The sequence below is a fragment of the Nonomuraea terrae genome (assembly GCF_044465245.1).
Taxonomy (GTDB): Bacteria; Actinomycetota; Actinomycetes; order Streptosporangiales; family Streptosporangiaceae; genus Nonomuraea; species Nonomuraea terrae.
In genome coordinates, this window is the sequence record NZ_JBITLL010000007.1 from 537,659 (window position 1) to 555,832 (window position 18,174).

Consider the following 18,174-nt stretch of genomic DNA (forward strand, 5'->3'; position numbering starts at 1 on the left):
GATCTATCCCTTCTCCGCCCCTGCGGTGAGGCCCTCCGTCAGCAGCCGTTCGCTGGCGAAGAACACGATCACAATGGGCAGTGTGAGCACCACGGAACCTGCCATCAGGACCGTCGTCGGGATCTCGATGCTCCCCGCCAGCTGCGAGAGCCCGAGCGAAACCGTCCAGCTCTCCCGCCGCTCCACGAGGAACAGCAGGGCGAACAGGAACTCGTTCCAAGCGATCATGAACGCGTAGAGGCCGGTCGCCATCAGCGCGGGCTTGGACAGCGGCAGCACCACACGCCAGATGGTCGACAACCTCGTGCACCCGTCGATCGCGGCCGCCTCTTCCACGCTCTGCGGCACGGTCTCGAAGTAGTTGCGCAGCATGTATACCGTGACCGGCACGGTCTGCGCGATATAAACGAGCACCAAACCGATCAGCGAACCTCGCAGCCCGATCATCGTGAAGAACACGAACAGCGGGATGGCCAGCACGATCGCCGGAAAGAGGTAAACCGCGAGGAAGAGGAAGTGCACCTGCCGCCGGCCGAAGAAGCGCAGCCGCGCGACGGCGTACGCGCCCGGGATCGAGATCAGCAGCGTGACCAGCACCGAGGCGACCGAGACGATCGCGCTGTTCTTGAGGAAGATCAGGAACCCCTGCCGGGTCAGCACGTTCTCGTAGGTGTCCAGGGTGAAGGCGCGCGGCCACAACGAGCCGGGATCCAGGATGAGCTCCTGGATGTCGCGTACGGACAGCATCACCATGTACAGGAACGGGAACCCGGTGATCAGGAAGAGGAACGCGATCACCACCGGTCTGAGCACCCTCAGCAGGCCGCGCTCGAACCTGTCGCGGCTCATGGTCGGCTCAACGGCCCTGCTCACGCTCGCCTCCCGCGAAGAACTTCAGATAGACGATCAGAAAGACGACCAGGAAGACCGCCAGCACGATCGACTGCGCCGCGGCGGCCCCGATGTCGTCGCGGGCGGTCAGGAAGTTGTAGACCCGCACGCTGACCACCTCGGTGCCGGCGCCGCCGCCGGTCAGCAGGTAGACGTCGTCGAACTTGGTGAACGTGAACACGAATCGCAGCACCGCAAGCAGCGCGACGATGCGCCACAGCTGCGGCATGATCACGTAGCGGAACCGCTGGGTCGGCGTGGCGCCGTCGACCACCGCGGCCTCGTCCAGCTCGGACGGCAGCGCCTGCAGCCGGGCCAGGATGAACAGGAACGCGAACGGGAAATACCGCCACGCCTCGAACGCGATCACCGTCAGCAGCGCCACCGGCACCTGGATGCCGAGGAACTCGCCCTGGGCCTGGCTCAGGAACGCGACCGGCTCGTCGAGCCAGGTGTTGACGATGCCGTACTGGGGGTTGAGCATCGTCTCCCACAGGAACGCGACCGCGACGACCGGGGCCACGTACGGGATCAGGATCGAGGCCCGCACGATGGTCCTGCCCTTGAACCTGTCGCGCAGCGCCAGCGCGGTCACCAGGCCGATGGCGATCGACAGCGCCGTGCCGGCGACGGTGTAGATCAGCGTGTTGACCAGCGACGACCAGAAACCCGGCTCGGAGACGACGTAGGCGAAGTTCTCCAGCGTGTAGTTGCCGAACAGGCCCACCTGCCGGATGTTGATCAGCCGTACGTCCTGGAACGCGAGCATGATCGCCCACAGCAGCGGCAGCACGACGACCACCAGCGTGATGATCAGCGTGGGCGAGATGAGCGCGAGGCCCGCCCGCCCCTCCTGCTGCCTGAGAGTGCGGGGGGTCACTCGCGGATCCCGCGCTTGATGGACTCGACCTCCGACTTCGCCTGGGCGGCGGCGGCCTGCGGGGTCATGGAGCCGTCGACGATCGCGCTGAGCGCCTTCGGCACGGGCAGCTCGCCCATCGTGGCGCCGACCAGCTTGCCCTGGCCCTGCGGGATGCCCCAGCGGGCGAAGGTGTCCGGGCTCTTGCGCAGCGCGTCCAGCACGTCGGCGGGGTAGACGTCGGCCAGCGGCCGCTTGTCGTCGACGCCGGCGGGCATCTTCTCCCAGGCGGTGTCGAAGCCCTTGCGGGTGGGGACCTTGCCCTCGGGCGCCATGCCGATCCAGCGCTCGTAGCCCTCGCTCATCATGTACGTGACGAACCGGGCGGAGGCGTCCCGGTTCGCGTCGCGGGTGATCGCCCAGGAGACGATCTCGCCGTACTGGGCGGGGGCGCCGCCGTCGGGGCCCTTGAGCGCGGTGACGACGCCCGTGTTCTCGGCCAGCCACTGCGGGTCGTCGCGGCACTCGGCGCAGCTCGGCAGCGCGTCCTTTCGCAGCCCCGCCATCTCGTCCAGGATGAACGACGACCAGATCATCATGGCCGCCTTGCCGGAGAAGTACGTGGCCCGGGTGGAGTCGACGTCCTGCCGGCCCTTGACGGAGTAGTCGGAGGCGAGCTTGGCGTAGAACTCCAAGGCCCGCACGCACGGCGGCGAGTCGAGGGTGACGTTGCCGGAGCCGTCCACCAGCTCGCAGCCGTTGGCCAGGGCGACGTGCTCGAAGCTCTGCGCGGTGAACGAGTCGCGCGGCGCGATCGCCAGCGTGATGCCCGCGACGCCGCCGGTGTTCAGCTTCGCCGCCGCGGCCTCCAGCGCCTCGTACGTGTCGGGCGGCTGCAGCCCGGCCTTCTCGAACAGGTCCTTGCGGTAGAGGAGGAGTTGCGCCCACCCGTCGCTCGGCACCGCGAGCAGCGTGCCGCCGGAGGAGTCGAGCTCCAGCGCGCGGGGGGAGAAGGTGTCACGGCCGAGCTGGTCGACGATCCGACCGGGGGTCTCGGTGTCGAGCAGGTCGTTCGCCTCCAGCTCGCGCACCTGGGCCAGCGGCAGCGCCCCGATGACGTCCGGCAGGTCGCCGGCCGCGGCGGCGGCGGTGACGGTCTGGCTGAACTGGTCCTCGGCCACGCCGACGAGCTTGACCCGGATGCCGGTCTTCTGCGTGAACTCGTTGACGATCGCGGTCTGCATGGCCATCCGGTCCTCGAGGTTCTCCTCGGTCCAGACGGTGATCTCGTTCGCGGACGACTGCCCGCCGCCGTCGTCCCCGCAGGCCGCCAGGGAGGCGACGGCCAGGAGGGCGACGGAGAGGACGGCGGTAACCTTGTTGGGCATCACACGCTCCTCCGGTTGGGGATATGCCGCCCTTACCCCCGGATGAGGTCACGCAACGTGCGGTAAGCGATACAGAGACCGTTCTGTACTCTGTCCGTGCTCCGTTTCAGGCCCGCGTCTCTCGCGCTTGGCGGCGAGGTTCCCGGGATGCCCATCGGGGTGCCAGCACTTCCTCACGCGGTCGCCGACAACGATCTCCCCCCGGCGCTCTTTCGCGTAGTCGGCCAGCGGTCTTCGGCTGCGTTGGAGGTCGTCGCGCACGGCCGGCCGGGCCGGCGGCCGGCGGACGTGCCGGTCGTCGGGCGGCCGCGTCGGCCACGGAACGCCTGACATGCGCGTTCACCTGGGGCCCTTGCTCAGGGTGAAGATTGTTCTCGTCGTACGCGACAGAGGAAAGCGTCAGTCCGGTCTCCCCGAAGATTCGCCTGAAACGATCGCGTTCTGCTTCGCGGCAACGATCTACCCTGGTGTGATTTGTGTCATCCCGAGCCGGTCAGCCGGCTCCATCAAGGGCCTCGAAACCCTGCTCGACGGCCTCATGGCGATGTCGGAAGGGTCGCTTTCCGGAAGACACGCAGTCAGGAACCCCAATTTCATCAGTCACATCTTCGACTGAAGTCGTAGACTTGTGAGTGTTACGAGCGCAACTATCGTTTGCAAACAAGGACTAAAGCTTTGTCTTTTGTCTGATCAAAAAGCGTAAGTGTGGGGAATGCGCGTCATCACCTTCGAAGAGCCAGGCCATGTCCGCGTCGGCCTGGAGGCGCCCGCCGATCTCGTGCCGGGCTCCGTGCGAGTACGCACGCTTTACTCAGGAGTCTCAGCGGGCACCGAACTCACCGCCTACCGCGGTACCAATCCCTATCTCAGTCGCAAGTGGGACACCGAGCGCCGGCTCTTCGTCGAAGGACAGACGCATGCGTATCCGCTGGCCGGTTGGGGCTATCAGGAGGTCGGCGAGGTGGTGGAGGCCGCGCCCGACGTGGCCGACCCGCCGCTCGGCTGCCTGGTGTGGGGCATCTGGGGCCACCGCGCCGAGGCCGTCCTGCCCGCCGACAAGCTCGTCGGCCACGTGCTGCCGGCCAGCGTCGACCCGATCACCGGCGTCCTCGCCCGGGTCGGGGCCATCGCGCTCAACGCCGTCCACGCCGCCGACGTGCACCTCGGCGACCAGGTCGCCGTCTTCGGCCAGGGCGTCATCGGGCTGCTCGCCACCCGTCTGGCCGTGCTGAGCGGGGCCGGCGTGGTCGCCGCCGACGCCATCTCCGACCGGCTGGAGCTGGCCAGGAGGTTCGGCGCCGCCGAGACGTTCGACGTGCGCGCGGGCTCGGTCGCCGAGTTCATGCGCAAGCGTGTCGAGGGCGCCGACACCGTGATCGAGCTCAGCGGCAGCAACCTCGGGCTGCACGAGGCCATCAGGACCGTCCGCAAGGGGGGCCGGGTCGTCGCCGCCGGGTTCTACCAGGGCGACGGCGTCGGGCTGCGGCTGGGCGAGGAGTTCCACCACAACCAGGTCCAGCTCGTCTCCTCCCAGATCGGCGGCGTCGCCTCCTGGCTGTCGCACCGCTGGGACGTCGAACGCCTGCAGCGCACCTTCATGGAGCTCGTGTACCGCGGCGAGATCGACGCACGGGCGCTCGTGAGCCACGTCATGCCCGTGGACCAAGCCGCCGCGGCCTTCGATCTGCTCGACAAGCACCAGTCCGAGGTGCTCCAGCTCGTCTTCGAATTCAAGGAGTGACATGAAGCTCGCCGTACAGGAGCAGCTTCTTCCTGGCCGCACGCTGCAGGAGAAGTTCGCGTTCGCGGTGGACGCCGGGTTCGACGCCATCGAGTTGCGCGGCAAGGGCGATTTCCACTTCGCGGGCCGCCTGACCGAGCTCAAGCGAGCCCTGGCCGACGGGGTCGTCATGCCCACGGTCTGCGTGGACATGCCGCACTTCATCGGCGACTTCGACCCGGCCAAGCGCAAGGACGCGATCCAGCAGCTCCGCTCGCAGCTCACGGTGATCGCCGAGCTGGGCGGCATCGGGGTCATGACGCCGGCGTCGTGGGGTCAGTTCTCCCGGCGGCTGCCGCCGTTCGAGCCGCCGCGCAGCCCGGAGGAGGACCGCGAGGTGCTGGCCGAGGCGCTCGGCGTCCTGGGCGAGCACGCGCAGCGCAACGGCGTCCTCATCATGCTGGAGCCTCTCAACCGCTACGAGAACCACATGGTCAACACGCTGGCCGAGGCCGTCTCCTACTGCGCGATGGACTCCATCAGGGTCGTCGGCGACACGTACCACATGAACATCGAGGAGGACGACCCCTGCCGGTCGCTGATCGAGGCCGCCCCCTACATCGCCCACATGCAGATCAGCGAGTCGAACAGGAACCAGCCCGGCACCGGCCACATCGACTGGGGCGCGCAGCTGGCCACGCTCGACGCCGTCGGCTATGACGGCTACCTCGCTCTCGAGTGCCGCCTGCGCGGGGAGCCCGAGATCGTTCTCCCCCAAACCGCTGCCTTCGTGAGGAAATTCCTATGATCCTCCGCGACGCCGTGCGCGTTCTGGTGAGCAACTGGGACGGCAGTTACACGGTCCCCTCCCGTCGCCTCTATCCGCACCAGTGGAGCTGGGACTCCGCCTTCATCGCGATCGGCAACGCCCGCCTGTCCCCGCGACGGGCCAGGACGGAGCTGCTGTCGTTGTTCGGTGCCCAGTGGCAGGACGGCAGGGTGCCGCACATCGTGTTCAACCCGAAGGTGCCGGAGGCGGCCTACTTCCCGGGGCCCCGCTTCTGGGAAGTACACGCCCCCTCCGGGTCGGCGACCTCCGGCATCGTCCAGCCGCCCGTGCACGCCCTGGCCGTGTGGAAGACGTACCTGGCCGAGCCCGACGTGGCGTTCCTGCGCCGGATCTACCCCCGGCTGGTGGCGCAGCAGGAGTTCCTGCGCGCGGCCCGGCGCTCCGCGAAGGGGCTGATCTCGATCGTGCACCCCTGGGAGTCGGGCATGGACAACAGCCCGGCCTGGGACGAGCCGCTGCGGGCCGTGGAGCCGGGAAACACCGGGTTCGTCCGCAAGGACCTCGACAGCGTCAGCGCCGAGGAGCGGCCCACCGACCGCGACTACGAGCGCTACGTCACCCTCGCCCTCGCCTACCGTGACTCCGGCTACCGCGTGAACGGGCAGTTCCAGGTCGAGGACCCGCTGTTCAACGCCGCGTACGGGCTGGCCGAGCACATCCTCGCGCTGATCGCGCGCGAGCTCGGGCTCGACCCCGGGCCGCACGAGCGCGAGGCCGAGGCGACGACCGAGGCGATGGTCGACCACCTCTTCGACGGCGCGCTCTTCCAGCCCCGCGACGTGCGCACCGGCCGGCTGATCAGCTCCGCCAGCGCCGCCGGGCTGACCCCGCTGCTGCTGCCCGACCTGCCCGGCAAGGTGGCCGACGCGCTGATCGACACCGCTCTCGACCGCTTCGCGCTCAAGGACGGCGTGCTGCCCAGCTACTCACCGTCCGCGCCGGGGTTCGACGTGGCCCGCTACTGGCGCGGCCCGAGCTGGATCAACCTCGACTGGCTCGTCTGGCAGGGGCTCAAGGACCGCCGACCCGACCTGGCCGGGCCGCTGGCCAGGGGCATGCTCTGCGCCGCGGCCCGCTCGGGGTTGCGCGAGTACTTCGACCCGTTCACCCTGAGCGGCCACGGCAGCCGCGACTTCAGCTGGTCAGCCGCCCTCGTCCTCGACGTCGTCGCAGAGCACGGCCTGAACGGTGTGCCGGCGGCCGGCCGCCAGATCGGTCATGAGCTGCGGTGCTTCGGCGAAGCGGGCGACGTCAGTGATCACGTGCCGGCGTAGCAGCCGGCCGCGCTCCCTGAGCAGCGCGATCGTCTCGTGCGAGAGCCGCTCACGGTCCCACGCGTGCGCGAGGCCGCGCGGCACCCGGCCGATCTGGGCGCAGCGCACGGTCAGCCCGTTGTGGTGGAACTCCTCGCCGAGCCGCACCTCCTCGGCTCCCTGGGTGTAGAAGGCCAGGTCGACCAGCGTGCCCTGGGGGCGCAGCAGGCGCAGGCCGAGCGCCAGCGCCCGGCACTGGCCGCGGCACTGGAACACCACGTCGGCGCCGCGGTCGTTGGGGCCGTGGCGCCAGCGGCGCTTCAGCTCGACGGCGGTCTCCGGGTCGGCGGCCAGCACGTTGGCGCCGAGGGCCTCGGCGATGGCGAGCCGTTCGGGGGTCTCGTCCACGACGACGACCTCGGCCGCGCCCGCGGAGATCGCGAACATGGCTGTCAGCAGGCCGACCACGCCGGCGCCCACGACCGCGACACGCCGCCCGCGTACGCCGTCGCCCAGGCCCTGCACGGCCGGGCCGCACAGGTCGTGGGCGGCGTGCAGCAGGCCGTTGGCGCAGATCGGGCCCATGTGGGCGACGTAGATGCCGAGCATGGGGTCGAGGTCGTCCGGCAGCTCCACGAACCGGTCGGCCATCGGGTCGGCCACGTACGCCGTGCGGTGCCCGTAGCACATGGCGACCAGCGCGCCCTCGGACACCGCCCGCGTCCGCGTCTCGACGACCAGGCCGACCTGCATGTAGCCGATGCCGCGCACCGGATAGGACACCGACGGCGTGCCCTCCAGGAACAGCCCGAGCGCCGGGTCCCAGGAGGCGCCGAGGTAGGGGTTGGTGCCCTTGACATAGGTCAGCTCGGTTCCGGCCGAGATGCCGCTGTGGGTGGTGGCCACCATGAACCCGCCGTCGGGCAGGTCGGGCAGCTTCTCCTCGACCAGGCGGACCTCGCCCGGCGCCTCGATGCTCAGCGTTTCGGCGAGCGCGTCACTCATCCAGCATCACCGGCCTCCGTTCGGTCGCGGACCGCGCCAGCGCGAGGGCGAGCCGGTGGGTCCTGAGCGCTTCCCGGTACGGTACGCGAACATCGGCCCCCCTGCCCTGTACGGCGTTGATGAACTCCCGGTCCACCCGGGTCTTGGCGTTGCCGTCGTCCTCGACGACGCGTTCGCCGTCGATGAGCAGGCGGGTCTCGCTGAGCTCCAGCGCGATGCCGTCGGCGCAGACCTCCAGCCCCACCCGGTGCTTGTGGGAGAGCAGGCAGGCGGTCGCCAGCAGGCCGGAGGCGCCGCCGCGGAAACGCATGACCGCCGACGTGGCGCGGTCGACCTCGCCGTCCACGGTGTTCTCCGCCGGCACCGCGTGCACCATGGACACCTCGCCCACCAGCAGCCGCGCCAGGTCGAGCACGTGGACGGCCTGCTCGACGATCTGGCCGCCGGACATGCCGGGATCGAGCCACCAGCCGACGGGCGGCACCTTGTCGAGCCAGTGGCCGAGCGCGAGGCGTACCGGACGGCCGTCGAGCAGGTCATGAGCCTGCTGGAGAATGTCCAGGTAACGCCAATGATGGCCTACTGCGGATGGCAGAGATCTCCGTTCTATTTCGGCTGCGATGTTTTCCGCTGTTTGCAGGTCCAGCGAAAGGGGTTTTTCCACGAACATCGGTAGATCGCACGACAGAACATCTAGTTCCGGGTTACCGTGCGCGAAAGGAGGAACACAGACGTAGACAGCATCGAGACCGCCGGCACTGAGCAGGTCGGCATGGCCGCCATAGGCGGGGGCGCCATGCTTCGAGGCCAGAGCCTCGGCCTTGTGGGGATCCGTGTCGGCTATTCCAGCGATCGTGACATCGGGGAAGCCGGACAGGACGTCTGCGTGGCGGGCGGCGACATTTCCGGCACCTACGATGCCGACTCGGGTCATTGATGACACAACCCGGCATATGCCACGTCTAGCGAGTATCAAACAAACATGTTCGTTCGCCTTCTCGGCGGGCAGAAAGCCGTGACCTCATGAGATCGGGGCTGACTGCATGGAATCTGATCTGCGAGCCATCACCAGGGTTCAGGAATGGTACGGCCCGCACTCGAGCACCGCGGCCGAATGGCCGCTCGACGCGTTAATCATGGCCAAGGGCGACACCACCGTGAGCGTGGTGCTGCCCGCCCGCGACGAACAGGAAACCGTGGGTGACATCGTCAACGTGATCCGCCGTGACCTGGTCGAACGCATGCCACTCGTGGACGAGATCCTCGTCGTCGACTCCAACTCCACCGACGCGACCGCCGAACGCGCGAGACAGGCGGGCGCCCGGGTGGTGGCGCAGAACCAGGTGCTCTCCCACCTGGCGCCGCTGAGCGGGAAGGGTGAGGCGCTGTGGAAGGGGCTGGCCGCCTCACATGGGGACATCGTCGTCTTCGTGGACGCCGACCTGCGCAGCTTCGGCGCCCACTACGTGTCGGGCCTGGTGGGGCCGCTGCTGGTGGATCCCGGCACCCACTTCGTCAAGGCCACCTACGAACGGCCGTACACCGGCGCGGACGGCGTCGTCCAACCGGGTGGCGGCGGCCGCGTGACCGAGCTGGTGGCCCGGCCGCTGATCAACCTGTTCTGGCCGGAGCTGGCCGGCTTCGCCCAGCCGCTCGGCGGCGAGTACGCCGCCCGCCGGAAGGTGCTCGAACGGGTCCCCTTCGTCACCGAGTACGGCGTGGAGTTCGGCCTCCTCGTCGACCTGCTCCAGCTCGTCGGGCTGGACGCGATGGCCCAGGTGGACCTGGGACGCCGTACGCACACGCATCAGTCGATGTCCGCGCTCGGCCGGATGGCCGGGCAGATCATGCTCACCGCCTGGTCCCGCCTGGAACGCCAGGGCCGCGTGGTGGCGTCGGAACGTCCGGCGCACACGCTGCTGCAGTTCGGGCTGGACGGACAGGCCGACCTTGTCGACGTGGCCGTGGCCGAGCGACCACCGCTCGCCTCCCTCGTACTGGAGGAGGATGTGGCATGAAAGTCCTGGTGAACGCGGGCCCCTGGCTCGCGGTCCCACCCGCCGGCTACGGCGGGATCGAGAACGTGGTGGCCACCCTGGTGCCCGCCCTGCGCGAACGCGGCGTCCACGTGGTGCTGGCCTCGGTCGGCGCCAGCTCCCTCGAGGTGGACGAGCTCATCGGCGTCTTCGACGACGGACAGTTCACCGAGCTGCAGAAACCGTACAACCAGGTCATGGGCATCACACACGCGCACCAGGCACGGGTGATCGCCGAGCTGCGCTCGCGCGACGACATCGACCTCGTCCACGACCACGTGGAAGTGGTCGGCCCGGCGGTGCTGTCGGCGCTGGCCGGGCCGCCCGTCCTGCACACCCTCCACTGGGACCTGCGCAAACATCCGGCCTTCTACGGGGCGTTCCCCCCGGCGATCGCGGTCAACGGCGTCTCGGAGTCGCAGCTCGCCCGCGCCCCCGGCTCGTTGCGGGAGGCCGCGCTCGGCGCCGTCCACCTGGCCACCCCGCTCGCCGACCGCGACCTGCGGGCCGAGCGGGGGGAGCACATGGTGGTGATGGGACGCATCTGCGGGCTCAAGGGCCAGCACGTGGCCGCCAGGATCTGTCAGAAGCTGGGCCAGCCGCTGGTGCTCGCGGGCCCGGTGAGCGGCCGCAACACCCCGGCCGAGCTGGACGTGGTGGCCCAGAACCCCTACCACCCCCTGCACAGCCACCCCGACGTGCGCTACCACCTCGACCAGGTCTCTCCCTATCTCGACGGCGACCTGGTCAGGTGGGTGGGCGCGGTCGGCGGCGAGGAACGCGACCGCCTGTACGCCTCCTCCCGCGCCGCGCTCTTCCCCATCCAGTGGGACGAGCCCGGCGGCACCGCCGTGGTGGAGGCCCTGGCGCTCGGGGTGCCGCCGGTGGGCCTGCGCCGCGGCTGCCTGCCGGAACTGATCGACCACGGCCGCACCGGCTTCCTGGCCGACAGCGAGGAGGAGCTGGCGGAGTGGGTGCTGCGGGTGGACGAGATCGACCCGGAGGAGTGCCGCAGGGAGGCCCGCCGCCGCTTCTCCCCGTCGGTGATGGCCGACCGCTACCTGGAGCTGTACGAGCAGGTCGCGTCAGGCCGGTGAGACGGCCTCGGCCGGGCGGGTGCGCATGGCCTGCCGGGCCGGGACGGCGGTGGCGGCCAGAGCCAGGACCGCCGCCGCCGCGACCACCAGCCCGTACGCCACCGGCGGCACGTACGGCGTGGCCGAGCCCGTCATGCCCGCGCCGAAGGCCGCCAGCGTCACGAACGCCACGGCAGTGCCGGCGACGGCGCCGGTCAGCACGGCGCAGAGCGTCTCCAGGGCGAGCATGCGCCTGACCTGCCGCCGGGTGGCCCCCGCCAGCCGCAGCACGGCCAGCTCGCGCGCCCGCCCCGAGGTGGCCATGGCCAGCGTGTTGACCACGGCGATCGCGGTGAACGCGATGACCAGCCCGAGCGCCACGAACGTGACCTGCGGGTTCGCCGCGGCCACCGCCATGGCCCGGGCCCGCTCCAGCACGACCGCGCCGGGCACCGCCCGCGCCAGGGCGTCCCTGGTCAGGGTGGGCGCCGAGACCAGAAGAGTGCCGGAGGAGTCGTCCACGTGGCCGGCGACCAGCTCGTACGGGAGCGTGACGTCGCCGAAGCCGAGACCGCGGGTGTAGACGGCGGCCACGGTGAGCGCGGCGGGGGTGCCGTCGCCGAGCGTGAGCCGCACCCGGTCGCCCGGCCCGAGTCCGAGGTGGCCGGCCGCGGTGCGGCTGAGCGCGACCGAGCCCGCGCCGAAGCCGTCCATCGAGCCGCCGGCCACGCCCAGGTCCAGCGTGCGCGGGTCGTAGGCGACGGCCTGGGCGGCGTACTTGTCCAGGCCGACCCGGATCGACGTGCGCAGCACGGGCGTGGCCGCCGCCACCCCCGGCACCCGCCCGACCTGCTCGGCCCGCGCGCCCGTCAGGACGTAACCGGCGCGGGTGCCCGCGTCGGCCTGCTCCTGCGCCGCGTGCCCCATCGTGGTCTGGCTGAACAGGATCGTGCAGGTCATCGCCACCATCAGGCTCACCGGCGACAGCACCGAGGCCGGCGCGGCGGGCACGGCGCGGACATTGCGCCCGGCCAGGAAACCGCTTGCCCCGGCGGCCCGCAGCGGGACCAGCCGCGCCACCCTCGCCAGCAGCGGCGCGAGCACGGCCACGGCGATCGTCCAGACGAGTGCCGTCAGCATGGTCACCGGCGTGGCCGCGGCCTCGGTGTCCAGGCCCGACAGGACCAGCGTGAGCACCGTGCCGCCCGCCAGCAGCACGGCCCCGGCGACCAGGCGCCACCACGGCACCCGCGCGGCGCCGAGCGCGGCCTCGCCGAGTGCCTCGACGGGGCGGATCCTGGCCAGGCGGCGGGCCGAGACGCGGGCCGCGACCCACGCCGCGCCGACCGTGGCGAGCAGCGCCGCCAGCGGCGGGAACGGGCTCACCACCGCGCCCAGGTTCGCCGGGGTCGCGCCGAGCGCCGTGAACACCGCGTGCAGCGCCAGCCCCAGCCCGATGCCCGCCGCCGCGCCCGGCACCCCGGCCAGCGCGCCCACCAGCAGCGCCTCGCCGCCGACGAGCCGGCGGATTTGCCGCGGCGTGGCCGCCACGGCGCGCAGCAGTGCCAGCTCGCGCTGACGCTGCCCGATCGACAACGCGAACGTGCCGACGACGACGAGGATGCCGACCAGCAGCGAGGTGCCGGCGAGCGCGCCGCCCAAGCTGATCAGCTTCACCCGGGCCTGCTCGGCGTCCAGGAACTCCAGCCTGCCGCGTTCGTCGCCGGTGTGGAGCACCGCGCCCTCGGGAGCCCGGGCGAGGCCGGGGAAGACGCCCGCGGCGCTGACCATGCCGGGCCGGCCGGCCAGCCGGCGGGCCTCGGCGGTGGCGAAGAACACGGTGTCCTGGCTGGGCAGCGCCTGCGCGGTGACGCCCACGACGCGGTAGCCGCGCAGGTCCGCTCCCACGTCGAGCCCGGCTCGGGCGTCGACGACCACCTCGCCGCGCCCCCGCGGCGGGCGTCCCTCCGCGAGGGTGAACGGGGTGAGCGCCGCCGACTCCCACCCGTGCCCGGTGTACGACCCGAACGGGAACGTCACCTCGGTCACCACCTTCGTGACCCCGGGCATGCGCTCCAGGCGCGTGGCGACCTCCGCGGGCAGCCAGGCGCGCTCCGACAACGGCTTGGCCTTGGTCTTCGTCTCGCCGTCGCCCTTGTCGACGGTCTCGCGGACGTACTGGTCGGCGGCCACGATCGCGGGCGCGCCGGCGTACCGTTCGGGCGCGACCGTGCCGCGCAGGCCGGTCTCCAGGAGCATCAGGCAGGCGCACACCAGCGCGGCGGCGCACGACAGCGCCACGAACGCCCCGGCGAACGCGCCCTTGCGGTGGCGCAGCGTCTTCAGCGCGAAGCCGATCACGTCCACGCCCCCAGCCTGGTCATCCGCTCGGCGACCTTCTCGGGCGTCGGGCCGGTCATCGCGTCCACGATGCGGCCGTCGGCCAGGAACAACACCGTGTCGGCGTACGCGGCGGCCAGCGGGTCGTGCGTCACCATGACCACGCTCTGGCCCATGCTCTGGACGACCTCGCGCAGCAGGCGCAGCACGTCGCGGGCGGTCATCGTGTCGAGGGCGCCGGTCGGCTCGTCGCCGAAGACCACCTCGGGGCGGGTCACGAGCGCCCTGGCGATGGCGACCCGCTGCTGCTGGCCGCCCGACAGCTGCGCGGGACGGTGCCCGGCGCGGCCCTCCAGCCCGACCCTGCGCAGGATCTCCTCCAGCCGGCCGCGGTCCACCCGCGCTCCGGCCAGGCGGAGGGGGAGGGTGACGTTCTCCACCACGTCGAGCGCGGGCACCAGGTTGAACGCCTGGAACACGAAGCCGACCCGCTTCCTGCGCAGTTCGGTGAGCTCGTCCTCGCCCATGCCGGACAACTCCGTGCCGCCCAGGCGCACCGAGCCGGACGACGGCACGTCCAGCCCCGCCGCGCAGTGCAGGAACGTGCTCTTGCCCGACCCGGAGGGCCCCATCACGGCGGTGAAGGACCCGCGCGGGATTCCCACCGACACCTCGCGCAGGGCGGCGACCGCGCCCTGGCCCTTCCCGTACACCTTGCTCACCGCGTCCAACCGCACGACATCCATGCGGTAAAGCCTGCCGACCAGCGCGTACGCGGCCCAGAGAGGCGGTCACCCGTCACTCATGACGTCGTCATGATTCGGACACTGATAGACATGTCTGCGTGATTCGCGTACTTCTGGCCGAGGATCAGGCCGTCATCCGGGGCGCCCTGGCGGCGCTGCTCGGCCTGGAGCCCGACCTGGAGGTCGTGGCCGCCGTCGACTCCGGCGCCGCCGCCGTCGCCTCCGCCACCGTGGAACGGCCCGACGTCGCCGTGCTCGACATCGACATGCCGGGGGAGCTGGACGGCCTCGACGCCGCCGCCCGGATCGGGGAGCGCGTCCCCTCGTGCCGGACGCTCATGCTCACCGGGCACGGCAAGCCGGCGCACCTGAAGCGGGCGCTGGCGGCCCAGGTGGGCGGGTTCATGCTGAAGACCGCGCCGCCCGAAGAGCTGGTGGCCGCTATCCGCACGGTCGTGCGCGGCGAGCGGGTACTCGACCCGTCCCTCGCCGTCACGGCCTGGAACCTGGCCGACAACCCGCTCACCCCGCGCGAGGCCGACGTGCTACGGCTGGTCGCCGGAGGCGCGGACGCCCCCGACATCGCCGCCCGGCTGCATCTGACGGCCGGCACCGTGCGCAACTACCTGACGACCATCGTCGCCAAGCTCAACGCCCGCAACCGCACCGACGCCGTCCGCATCGCCACCGAGTCGGGCTGGATCTAGCCCGTACGGCGCCGTGGCGTCGAGCGTGAACCAGCCGTCCTCGACGCCGGTCGTCAGCCGGCCGTCCAGGGCGGCCAGGCGGGTGGTCAGGTTGCCCAGCCCCGACGAGCCGCGGCGCGGCCCGGCGTGGCGCGCGCCGTCGTTGCCGACCAGCAGCCGCACCCGCCCGCCGTCGGCGGACGTCGCGATCTCGCAGCGGCGGGCGGCGCTGTGGCGCAGGACGTTCGTCACCGCCTCGCGCAGCACGGCGCTGAGCACGGTCTCGACGTCGGCAGGGAGCGGCGGGTGTGCCAGGTCGGCGGTGACCTCCACGCGGGCCGTCCGCAGGACGGACGCCGCCGACTCCGCCTCCGCCGTGAGTGACAGGTCGCGCTGCTCGCCCGAGACCGAACGCAGGTCGTGCCGGGCACGCTCGGCCATCTCCAACACCTCGGCCAGCTCGGCCCGCGACCGCTCCGGCGGCAGGCGGCGGGCCAGCTCGCACTTGAGGAGGATCGCGGCCAGGCTGTGGCCGAGCAGGTCGTGCAGGTCCCTGGCGGCGCGCAGGCGTTCCTCGACCACGGCCGAGCGGGCGAGGTGCTCCCTGGCGGCGCGCAGCTCGTCGGCGATCTGGGCCAGGCGCAGCAGGCTGTAGACCACCAGGCCGGTGACCAGCGTGCTCACCGTGACGTTCGCCCACTGGGCCGGCGGCAGCCCGTACAGCGCGGCGCTCGCGCCCGTGGCCGCCACGATCGCGGCGACCAGCGGCCAGGCCGTACGGGGCCGGAACGCCAGTAGCACCGGGCCCGCCAGGAACCCGGTCACGCCCAGCCAGATCGGGCCGAACACCGGGACCGGTGCGAAGGCCAGCACGGCCATCACGGCCAGCGCGGCCATGTGACGGCCGTTGACCGACCTGAGCTGCATGATCACGATCACGGCCAGGATCACGACGGCGGGGGCGAGCAGCGCCGCCGGCACCTGCAGCAGCGCCTTGAGGCTGAAGCCGATCAGCACGGCGGCCAGCAGCAGCACCGACACGTCGGCGGGCTCGCGCTCCGCCGGCCCGCGCTGCGGCGCGGGCAACGCGGCCTCGACCGTGTGCCGCCCCTGCTCAGACAGGCCGCCCGACAGCCGCCCGCCCGCCGCCCGCACCTGCGGGACGAGCCCGGCCAGGGCGTCGTCCTCGGCGGTACGGCGGCCGTCGTCGGTCACCCGCAGGCGTACCTCGCCGCCCTCCTCCGAGGTCTCCACCAGGCACGTACGGGCGGCGCCGCGGCGTACGACGTCGGTGACGGCCTCGCGCAACACGGTGGCGAGCAGCGCGCCCGCGGGCCCGAGCGGCTCGGTGTGCCCCGACCGCACCTCGACCTCCACCCCGGCGGCCGTCAGCAGGCCACGGGCCGTGGTCAGCTCCGGGGTCAACGACATCGCCCGATACCCCGCCGCGGCCGCCCGCGCCGCGCCCAAGGCCCCCCGCGCCGCCTCCACCACCGCCGCGAGCCCCACCGCGGCGTCCGCGGGCTCGGTCAGGGCGCGTCGCACGCCGTCGACGATCGTCTGCAGGCCGCGGCCCAGGCCGTCACCGATCTCGGCGGCGATGCGCAGCCGCTCCTCGCCCACGGCCGCGGCGGCCAGCGCCAGGCGGGTGGCGTGCAGCTCGTCCACCCGCTCGACCAGCCGGATGAGCCCCGGCACGATCAGCGTCATCAGCACCGTGGTGATCGTCAGGTCGAGCGTGACGAGCACGTCGCCGCTCCGCGCGTACGCGATCACCGCCGCCCCCAGCACCACACCGGGGACGACCGCCCACAACCGGGTGACCAGCAGCGACCCGGCCAGGAAGCCGAGGATCACCACCGACGCCCCGGCCCCCACGCTCACCCAGACGACCAGCAGCGCCTGCGCCGCGAGCAGCCACCACCTCCGCGACCAGAGCGTGTACAGACACTGCACGGCGAACACGAGCAGCGCCCCCGTCGCCCCCGCCAGGACGTACACGCCGCACAGGGCGGCCAGCACCGCCACCACGATCACCCGCGCCACAACCACATCCGGCAGCCTAGGAGCATCCCGGCGAGCGACGGCCACCGGGAGACCGAGCGGGCTAGGAGAAGCCTCGGGGGAGGACGGCGACCGGGCGGTCGGAGGCTCGGAGCATCTTCATCGCCAGCTCGCCGAGGAAGACGCGGTGGGGCTCGGCGTCCTCGCTGGCGGCGCAGACCAGGAGCTCGCCGGGCAGCCACTCCACGTTCTGCATGGCGGCGGCCACGTCGTGGCCCTCCGCGACGTCCGACTCGGCCTCGATGCCGGTCGTCTCCCACGCCAGCCGTACGGCCAGCGCGAGGTCGTCGCGCAGCCGGTCGGGGTCTTCCGTGCGCAGGTCGAGCGTGATGAGCCGGAGCGGCACGCCGAAGCGCAGCGCCGCCTGGGCGACCCGTTCGACGGCCTCGTCGCACTGCGGCCGGTGCACGTACGCGAGCGTGAGCCGGTCGTGCTCCTCGGGCGGCTCGTAGTCGGCGGGGGCGATCATGACGGCCTCCGACGAGCGGTGCAGCAGGTGGTCGGAGGTGGCGCCGATCGCGATGCGGCCGTGCTGCCCGCCGGACGCCGAGCCCACCACGATGAGGTCGGCCCTGATCCTGCTGGCCAGCACCGACAGCCCGCGCCCGGTGCCGCGGCTCTCGAACGTGAGGTAGCCGGCCGGCGTGGGCCCCAGCTCCTCGGCCGCGTGCGCCAGGTTGGCCTGCGCCTCGACCGCCAGCCCGGGACTGCCGGGCGGGTAGATCGTCGCGACGGTCAGCTCGCCGCCGGTGAGCCGGGTGATCGACGCGCCGAGGGCGAGCGCGTCGCGCCCACCCCGGTCGTCCGCATACCCGACGATCACGTGCCCCCCGATCACGAAAGCCCTCTTACCCGCTCCGACCAGGGAATACGCGACCTTGATCCGAACGTTGGAAACCTTTGGAGGAGTAAAGAAAGTGAAGATCACCCTAGAGACCAAATTCGTCGGGTCCCTCGGCCCGATCACGCTGCTCGAAGCGGTCGAGCAGCTCCGTAAGCACGACCTCGCCTGCACCGTGGCCGCCGACACGGTCGAGCGGAAGGTCAGCCTCTTCTCCGACTGCGTGGAGCGCGGGTTCACGCCGCTCCGCAGCGAGATCATGGCGGCCTACTACGTGGCCGAGCGCGACGCCACCACAGAGGCGTTCGACCGGGGCCTCATCACCCGGGCCGAGCTGGAGACGAAGCACGCCGCGCTGGCGCGCCAGCTCCTCACCTGACCCACGTCTCCGGCCTTTCGGGCCGAGAATTTCCCTCTTT

General features: G+C 71.6%; 15 protein-coding genes and 2 pseudogenes. 8 read left to right on the top strand and 9 right to left on the bottom strand.

What is annotated here, in order from left to right:
• Positions 1-3: 3 nt before the first annotated feature.
• The 3 genes from ACIBP6_RS36570 to ACIBP6_RS36580 are packed head-to-tail and all read right to left on the bottom strand — an operon-like array spanning position 4 to position 3,138.
• Positions 4-873 carry a carbohydrate ABC transporter permease gene (locus tag ACIBP6_RS36570; RefSeq protein WP_397058459.1) on the bottom strand — a complete coding sequence of 290 codons (870 nt, stop codon included), beginning with the start codon at positions 871-873 and terminating at the stop codon, positions 4-6.
• Positions 857-1,771, bottom strand: coding sequence for a carbohydrate ABC transporter permease (locus tag ACIBP6_RS36575; RefSeq protein WP_397058461.1), 915 nt, complete (start codon positions 1,769-1,771; stop codon positions 857-859). The genes ACIBP6_RS36570 and ACIBP6_RS36575 overlap by 17 nt, the downstream gene beginning before the upstream one ends.
• Complete coding sequence (locus ACIBP6_RS36580; RefSeq protein WP_397058463.1) at positions 1,768-3,138, bottom strand: ABC transporter substrate-binding protein; 1,371 nt, start codon at positions 3,136-3,138, stop codon at positions 1,768-1,770. The genes ACIBP6_RS36575 and ACIBP6_RS36580 overlap by 4 nt, the downstream gene beginning before the upstream one ends.
• A gap of 331 nt (positions 3,139-3,469) precedes the next feature.
• Between ACIBP6_RS36580 and ACIBP6_RS36585 the strand changes: the two genes are divergently transcribed.
• The 4 genes and pseudogenes from ACIBP6_RS36585 to ACIBP6_RS36600 all read left to right on the top strand — a co-directional run.
• Positions 3,470-3,754, top strand: a complete 285-nt coding sequence (locus tag ACIBP6_RS36585; RefSeq protein ID WP_397058465.1) for a hypothetical protein — start codon at positions 3,470-3,472, stop codon at positions 3,752-3,754.
• A 96-nt stretch (positions 3,755-3,850) separates the two neighbouring features.
• Positions 3,851-4,879, top strand: a complete 1,029-nt coding sequence (locus ACIBP6_RS36590) for a zinc-binding dehydrogenase (RefSeq protein WP_397058467.1) — start codon at positions 3,851-3,853, stop codon at positions 4,877-4,879.
• Between the two features lies 1 nt (position 4,880).
• Positions 4,881-5,666: a sugar phosphate isomerase/epimerase family protein gene (locus tag ACIBP6_RS36595; protein WP_132616868.1), complete on the top strand. Its 786-nt coding sequence runs from the start codon at positions 4,881-4,883 to the stop codon at positions 5,664-5,666.
• Positions 5,663-6,841: pseudogene (locus ACIBP6_RS36600) on the top strand (MGH1-like glycoside hydrolase domain-containing protein); the annotation flags it as partial. The gene ACIBP6_RS36595 and the pseudogene ACIBP6_RS36600, both read left to right, overlap by 4 nt.
• 9 nt (positions 6,842-6,850) lie before the next feature.
• Here ACIBP6_RS36600 and ACIBP6_RS36605 read toward each other — a convergent pair.
• Positions 6,851-7,966, bottom strand: a complete 1,116-nt coding sequence (locus ACIBP6_RS36605; RefSeq protein ID WP_397058469.1) for a zinc-binding dehydrogenase — start codon at positions 7,964-7,966, stop codon at positions 6,851-6,853.
• Positions 7,959-8,900, bottom strand: coding sequence for a Gfo/Idh/MocA family protein (locus ACIBP6_RS36610; protein WP_397058471.1), 942 nt, complete (start codon positions 8,898-8,900; stop codon positions 7,959-7,961). The genes ACIBP6_RS36605 and ACIBP6_RS36610 overlap by 8 nt, the downstream gene beginning before the upstream one ends.
• A gap of 109 nt (positions 8,901-9,009) precedes the next feature.
• Here ACIBP6_RS36610 and ACIBP6_RS36615 point away from each other — a divergent pair, with 109 nt between their 5' ends.
• Both ACIBP6_RS36615 and ACIBP6_RS36620 read left to right on the top strand, forming a co-directional pair.
• The gene (locus ACIBP6_RS36615) at positions 9,010-9,984 is read left to right on the top strand and encodes a glucosyl-3-phosphoglycerate synthase (protein WP_132616874.1); all 975 of its coding nucleotides are present in this window, start codon (positions 9,010-9,012) and stop codon (positions 9,982-9,984) included.
• On the top strand, positions 9,981-11,099 hold the full coding sequence (locus ACIBP6_RS36620; protein ID WP_132616876.1) for a glycosyltransferase: 1,119 nt from the start codon (positions 9,981-9,983) through the stop codon (positions 11,097-11,099). Before ACIBP6_RS36615 ends, ACIBP6_RS36620 begins: the two co-directional genes overlap by 4 nt.
• Here the strand turns inward: ACIBP6_RS36620 and ACIBP6_RS36625 are convergent.
• Positions 11,088-13,445: an FtsX-like permease family protein gene (locus ACIBP6_RS36625; protein WP_397058474.1), complete on the bottom strand. Its 2,358-nt coding sequence runs from the start codon at positions 13,443-13,445 to the stop codon at positions 11,088-11,090. The genes ACIBP6_RS36620 and ACIBP6_RS36625 overlap by 12 nt on opposite strands.
• Positions 13,436-14,164 carry an ABC transporter ATP-binding protein gene (locus ACIBP6_RS36630; RefSeq protein ID WP_397058476.1) on the bottom strand — a complete coding sequence of 243 codons (729 nt, stop codon included), beginning with the start codon at positions 14,162-14,164 and terminating at the stop codon, positions 13,436-13,438. Before ACIBP6_RS36630 ends, ACIBP6_RS36625 begins: the two co-directional genes overlap by 10 nt.
• A 98-nt stretch (positions 14,165-14,262) precedes the next feature.
• Between ACIBP6_RS36630 and ACIBP6_RS36635 the strand changes: the two genes are divergently transcribed.
• Positions 14,263-14,871, top strand: a complete 609-nt coding sequence (locus tag ACIBP6_RS36635; protein ID WP_397058478.1) for a DNA-binding response regulator — start codon at positions 14,263-14,265, stop codon at positions 14,869-14,871.
• A 381-nt stretch (positions 14,872-15,252) separates the two neighbouring features.
• Here the strand turns inward: ACIBP6_RS36635 and ACIBP6_RS36640 are convergent.
• Both ACIBP6_RS36640 and ACIBP6_RS36645 read right to left on the bottom strand, forming a co-directional pair.
• Positions 15,253-16,560 (bottom strand): annotated as a pseudogene (locus ACIBP6_RS36640) (histidine kinase); the annotation flags it as partial.
• A gap of 397 nt (positions 16,561-16,957) precedes the next feature.
• The gene (locus ACIBP6_RS36645; protein WP_397058480.1) at positions 16,958-17,752 is read right to left on the bottom strand and encodes a universal stress protein; all 795 of its coding nucleotides are present in this window, start codon (positions 17,750-17,752) and stop codon (positions 16,958-16,960) included.
• A 79-nt stretch (positions 17,753-17,831) separates the two neighbouring features.
• On the opposite strand from ACIBP6_RS36645, the gene ACIBP6_RS36650 reads away from it, so the two are divergent.
• Positions 17,832-18,134 carry a hypothetical protein gene (locus tag ACIBP6_RS36650; RefSeq protein ID WP_397058482.1) on the top strand — a complete coding sequence of 101 codons (303 nt, stop codon included), beginning with the start codon at positions 17,832-17,834 and terminating at the stop codon, positions 18,132-18,134.
• The last annotated feature ends 40 nt before the right edge of the window (positions 18,135-18,174 follow it).

Coding starts and splice junctions, on each gene's coding strand:
- ACIBP6_RS36595 (WP_132616868.1), top strand. CDS start 4,881: ATGAAGCTCGCCGTACAGGAGCAGCTTCTTCCTGGCCGCACGCTGCAG.
- ACIBP6_RS36605 (WP_397058469.1), bottom strand. CDS start 7,966: ATGAGTGACGCGCTCGCCGAAACGCTGAGCATCGAGGCGCCGGGCGAG.
- ACIBP6_RS36590 (WP_397058467.1), top strand. CDS start 3,851: ATGCGCGTCATCACCTTCGAAGAGCCAGGCCATGTCCGCGTCGGCCTG.
- ACIBP6_RS36615 (WP_132616874.1), top strand. CDS start 9,010: ATGGAATCTGATCTGCGAGCCATCACCAGGGTTCAGGAATGGTACGGC.
- ACIBP6_RS36580 (WP_397058463.1), bottom strand. CDS start 3,138: ATGCCCAACAAGGTTACCGCCGTCCTCTCCGTCGCCCTCCTGGCCGTC.
- ACIBP6_RS36630 (WP_397058476.1), bottom strand. CDS start 14,164: ATGGATGTCGTGCGGTTGGACGCGGTGAGCAAGGTGTACGGGAAGGGC.
- ACIBP6_RS36610 (WP_397058471.1), bottom strand. CDS start 8,900: ATGACCCGAGTCGGCATCGTAGGTGCCGGAAATGTCGCCGCCCGCCAC.
- ACIBP6_RS36585 (WP_397058465.1), top strand. CDS start 3,470: ATGCGCGTTCACCTGGGGCCCTTGCTCAGGGTGAAGATTGTTCTCGTC.
- ACIBP6_RS36620 (WP_132616876.1), top strand. CDS start 9,981: ATGAAAGTCCTGGTGAACGCGGGCCCCTGGCTCGCGGTCCCACCCGCC.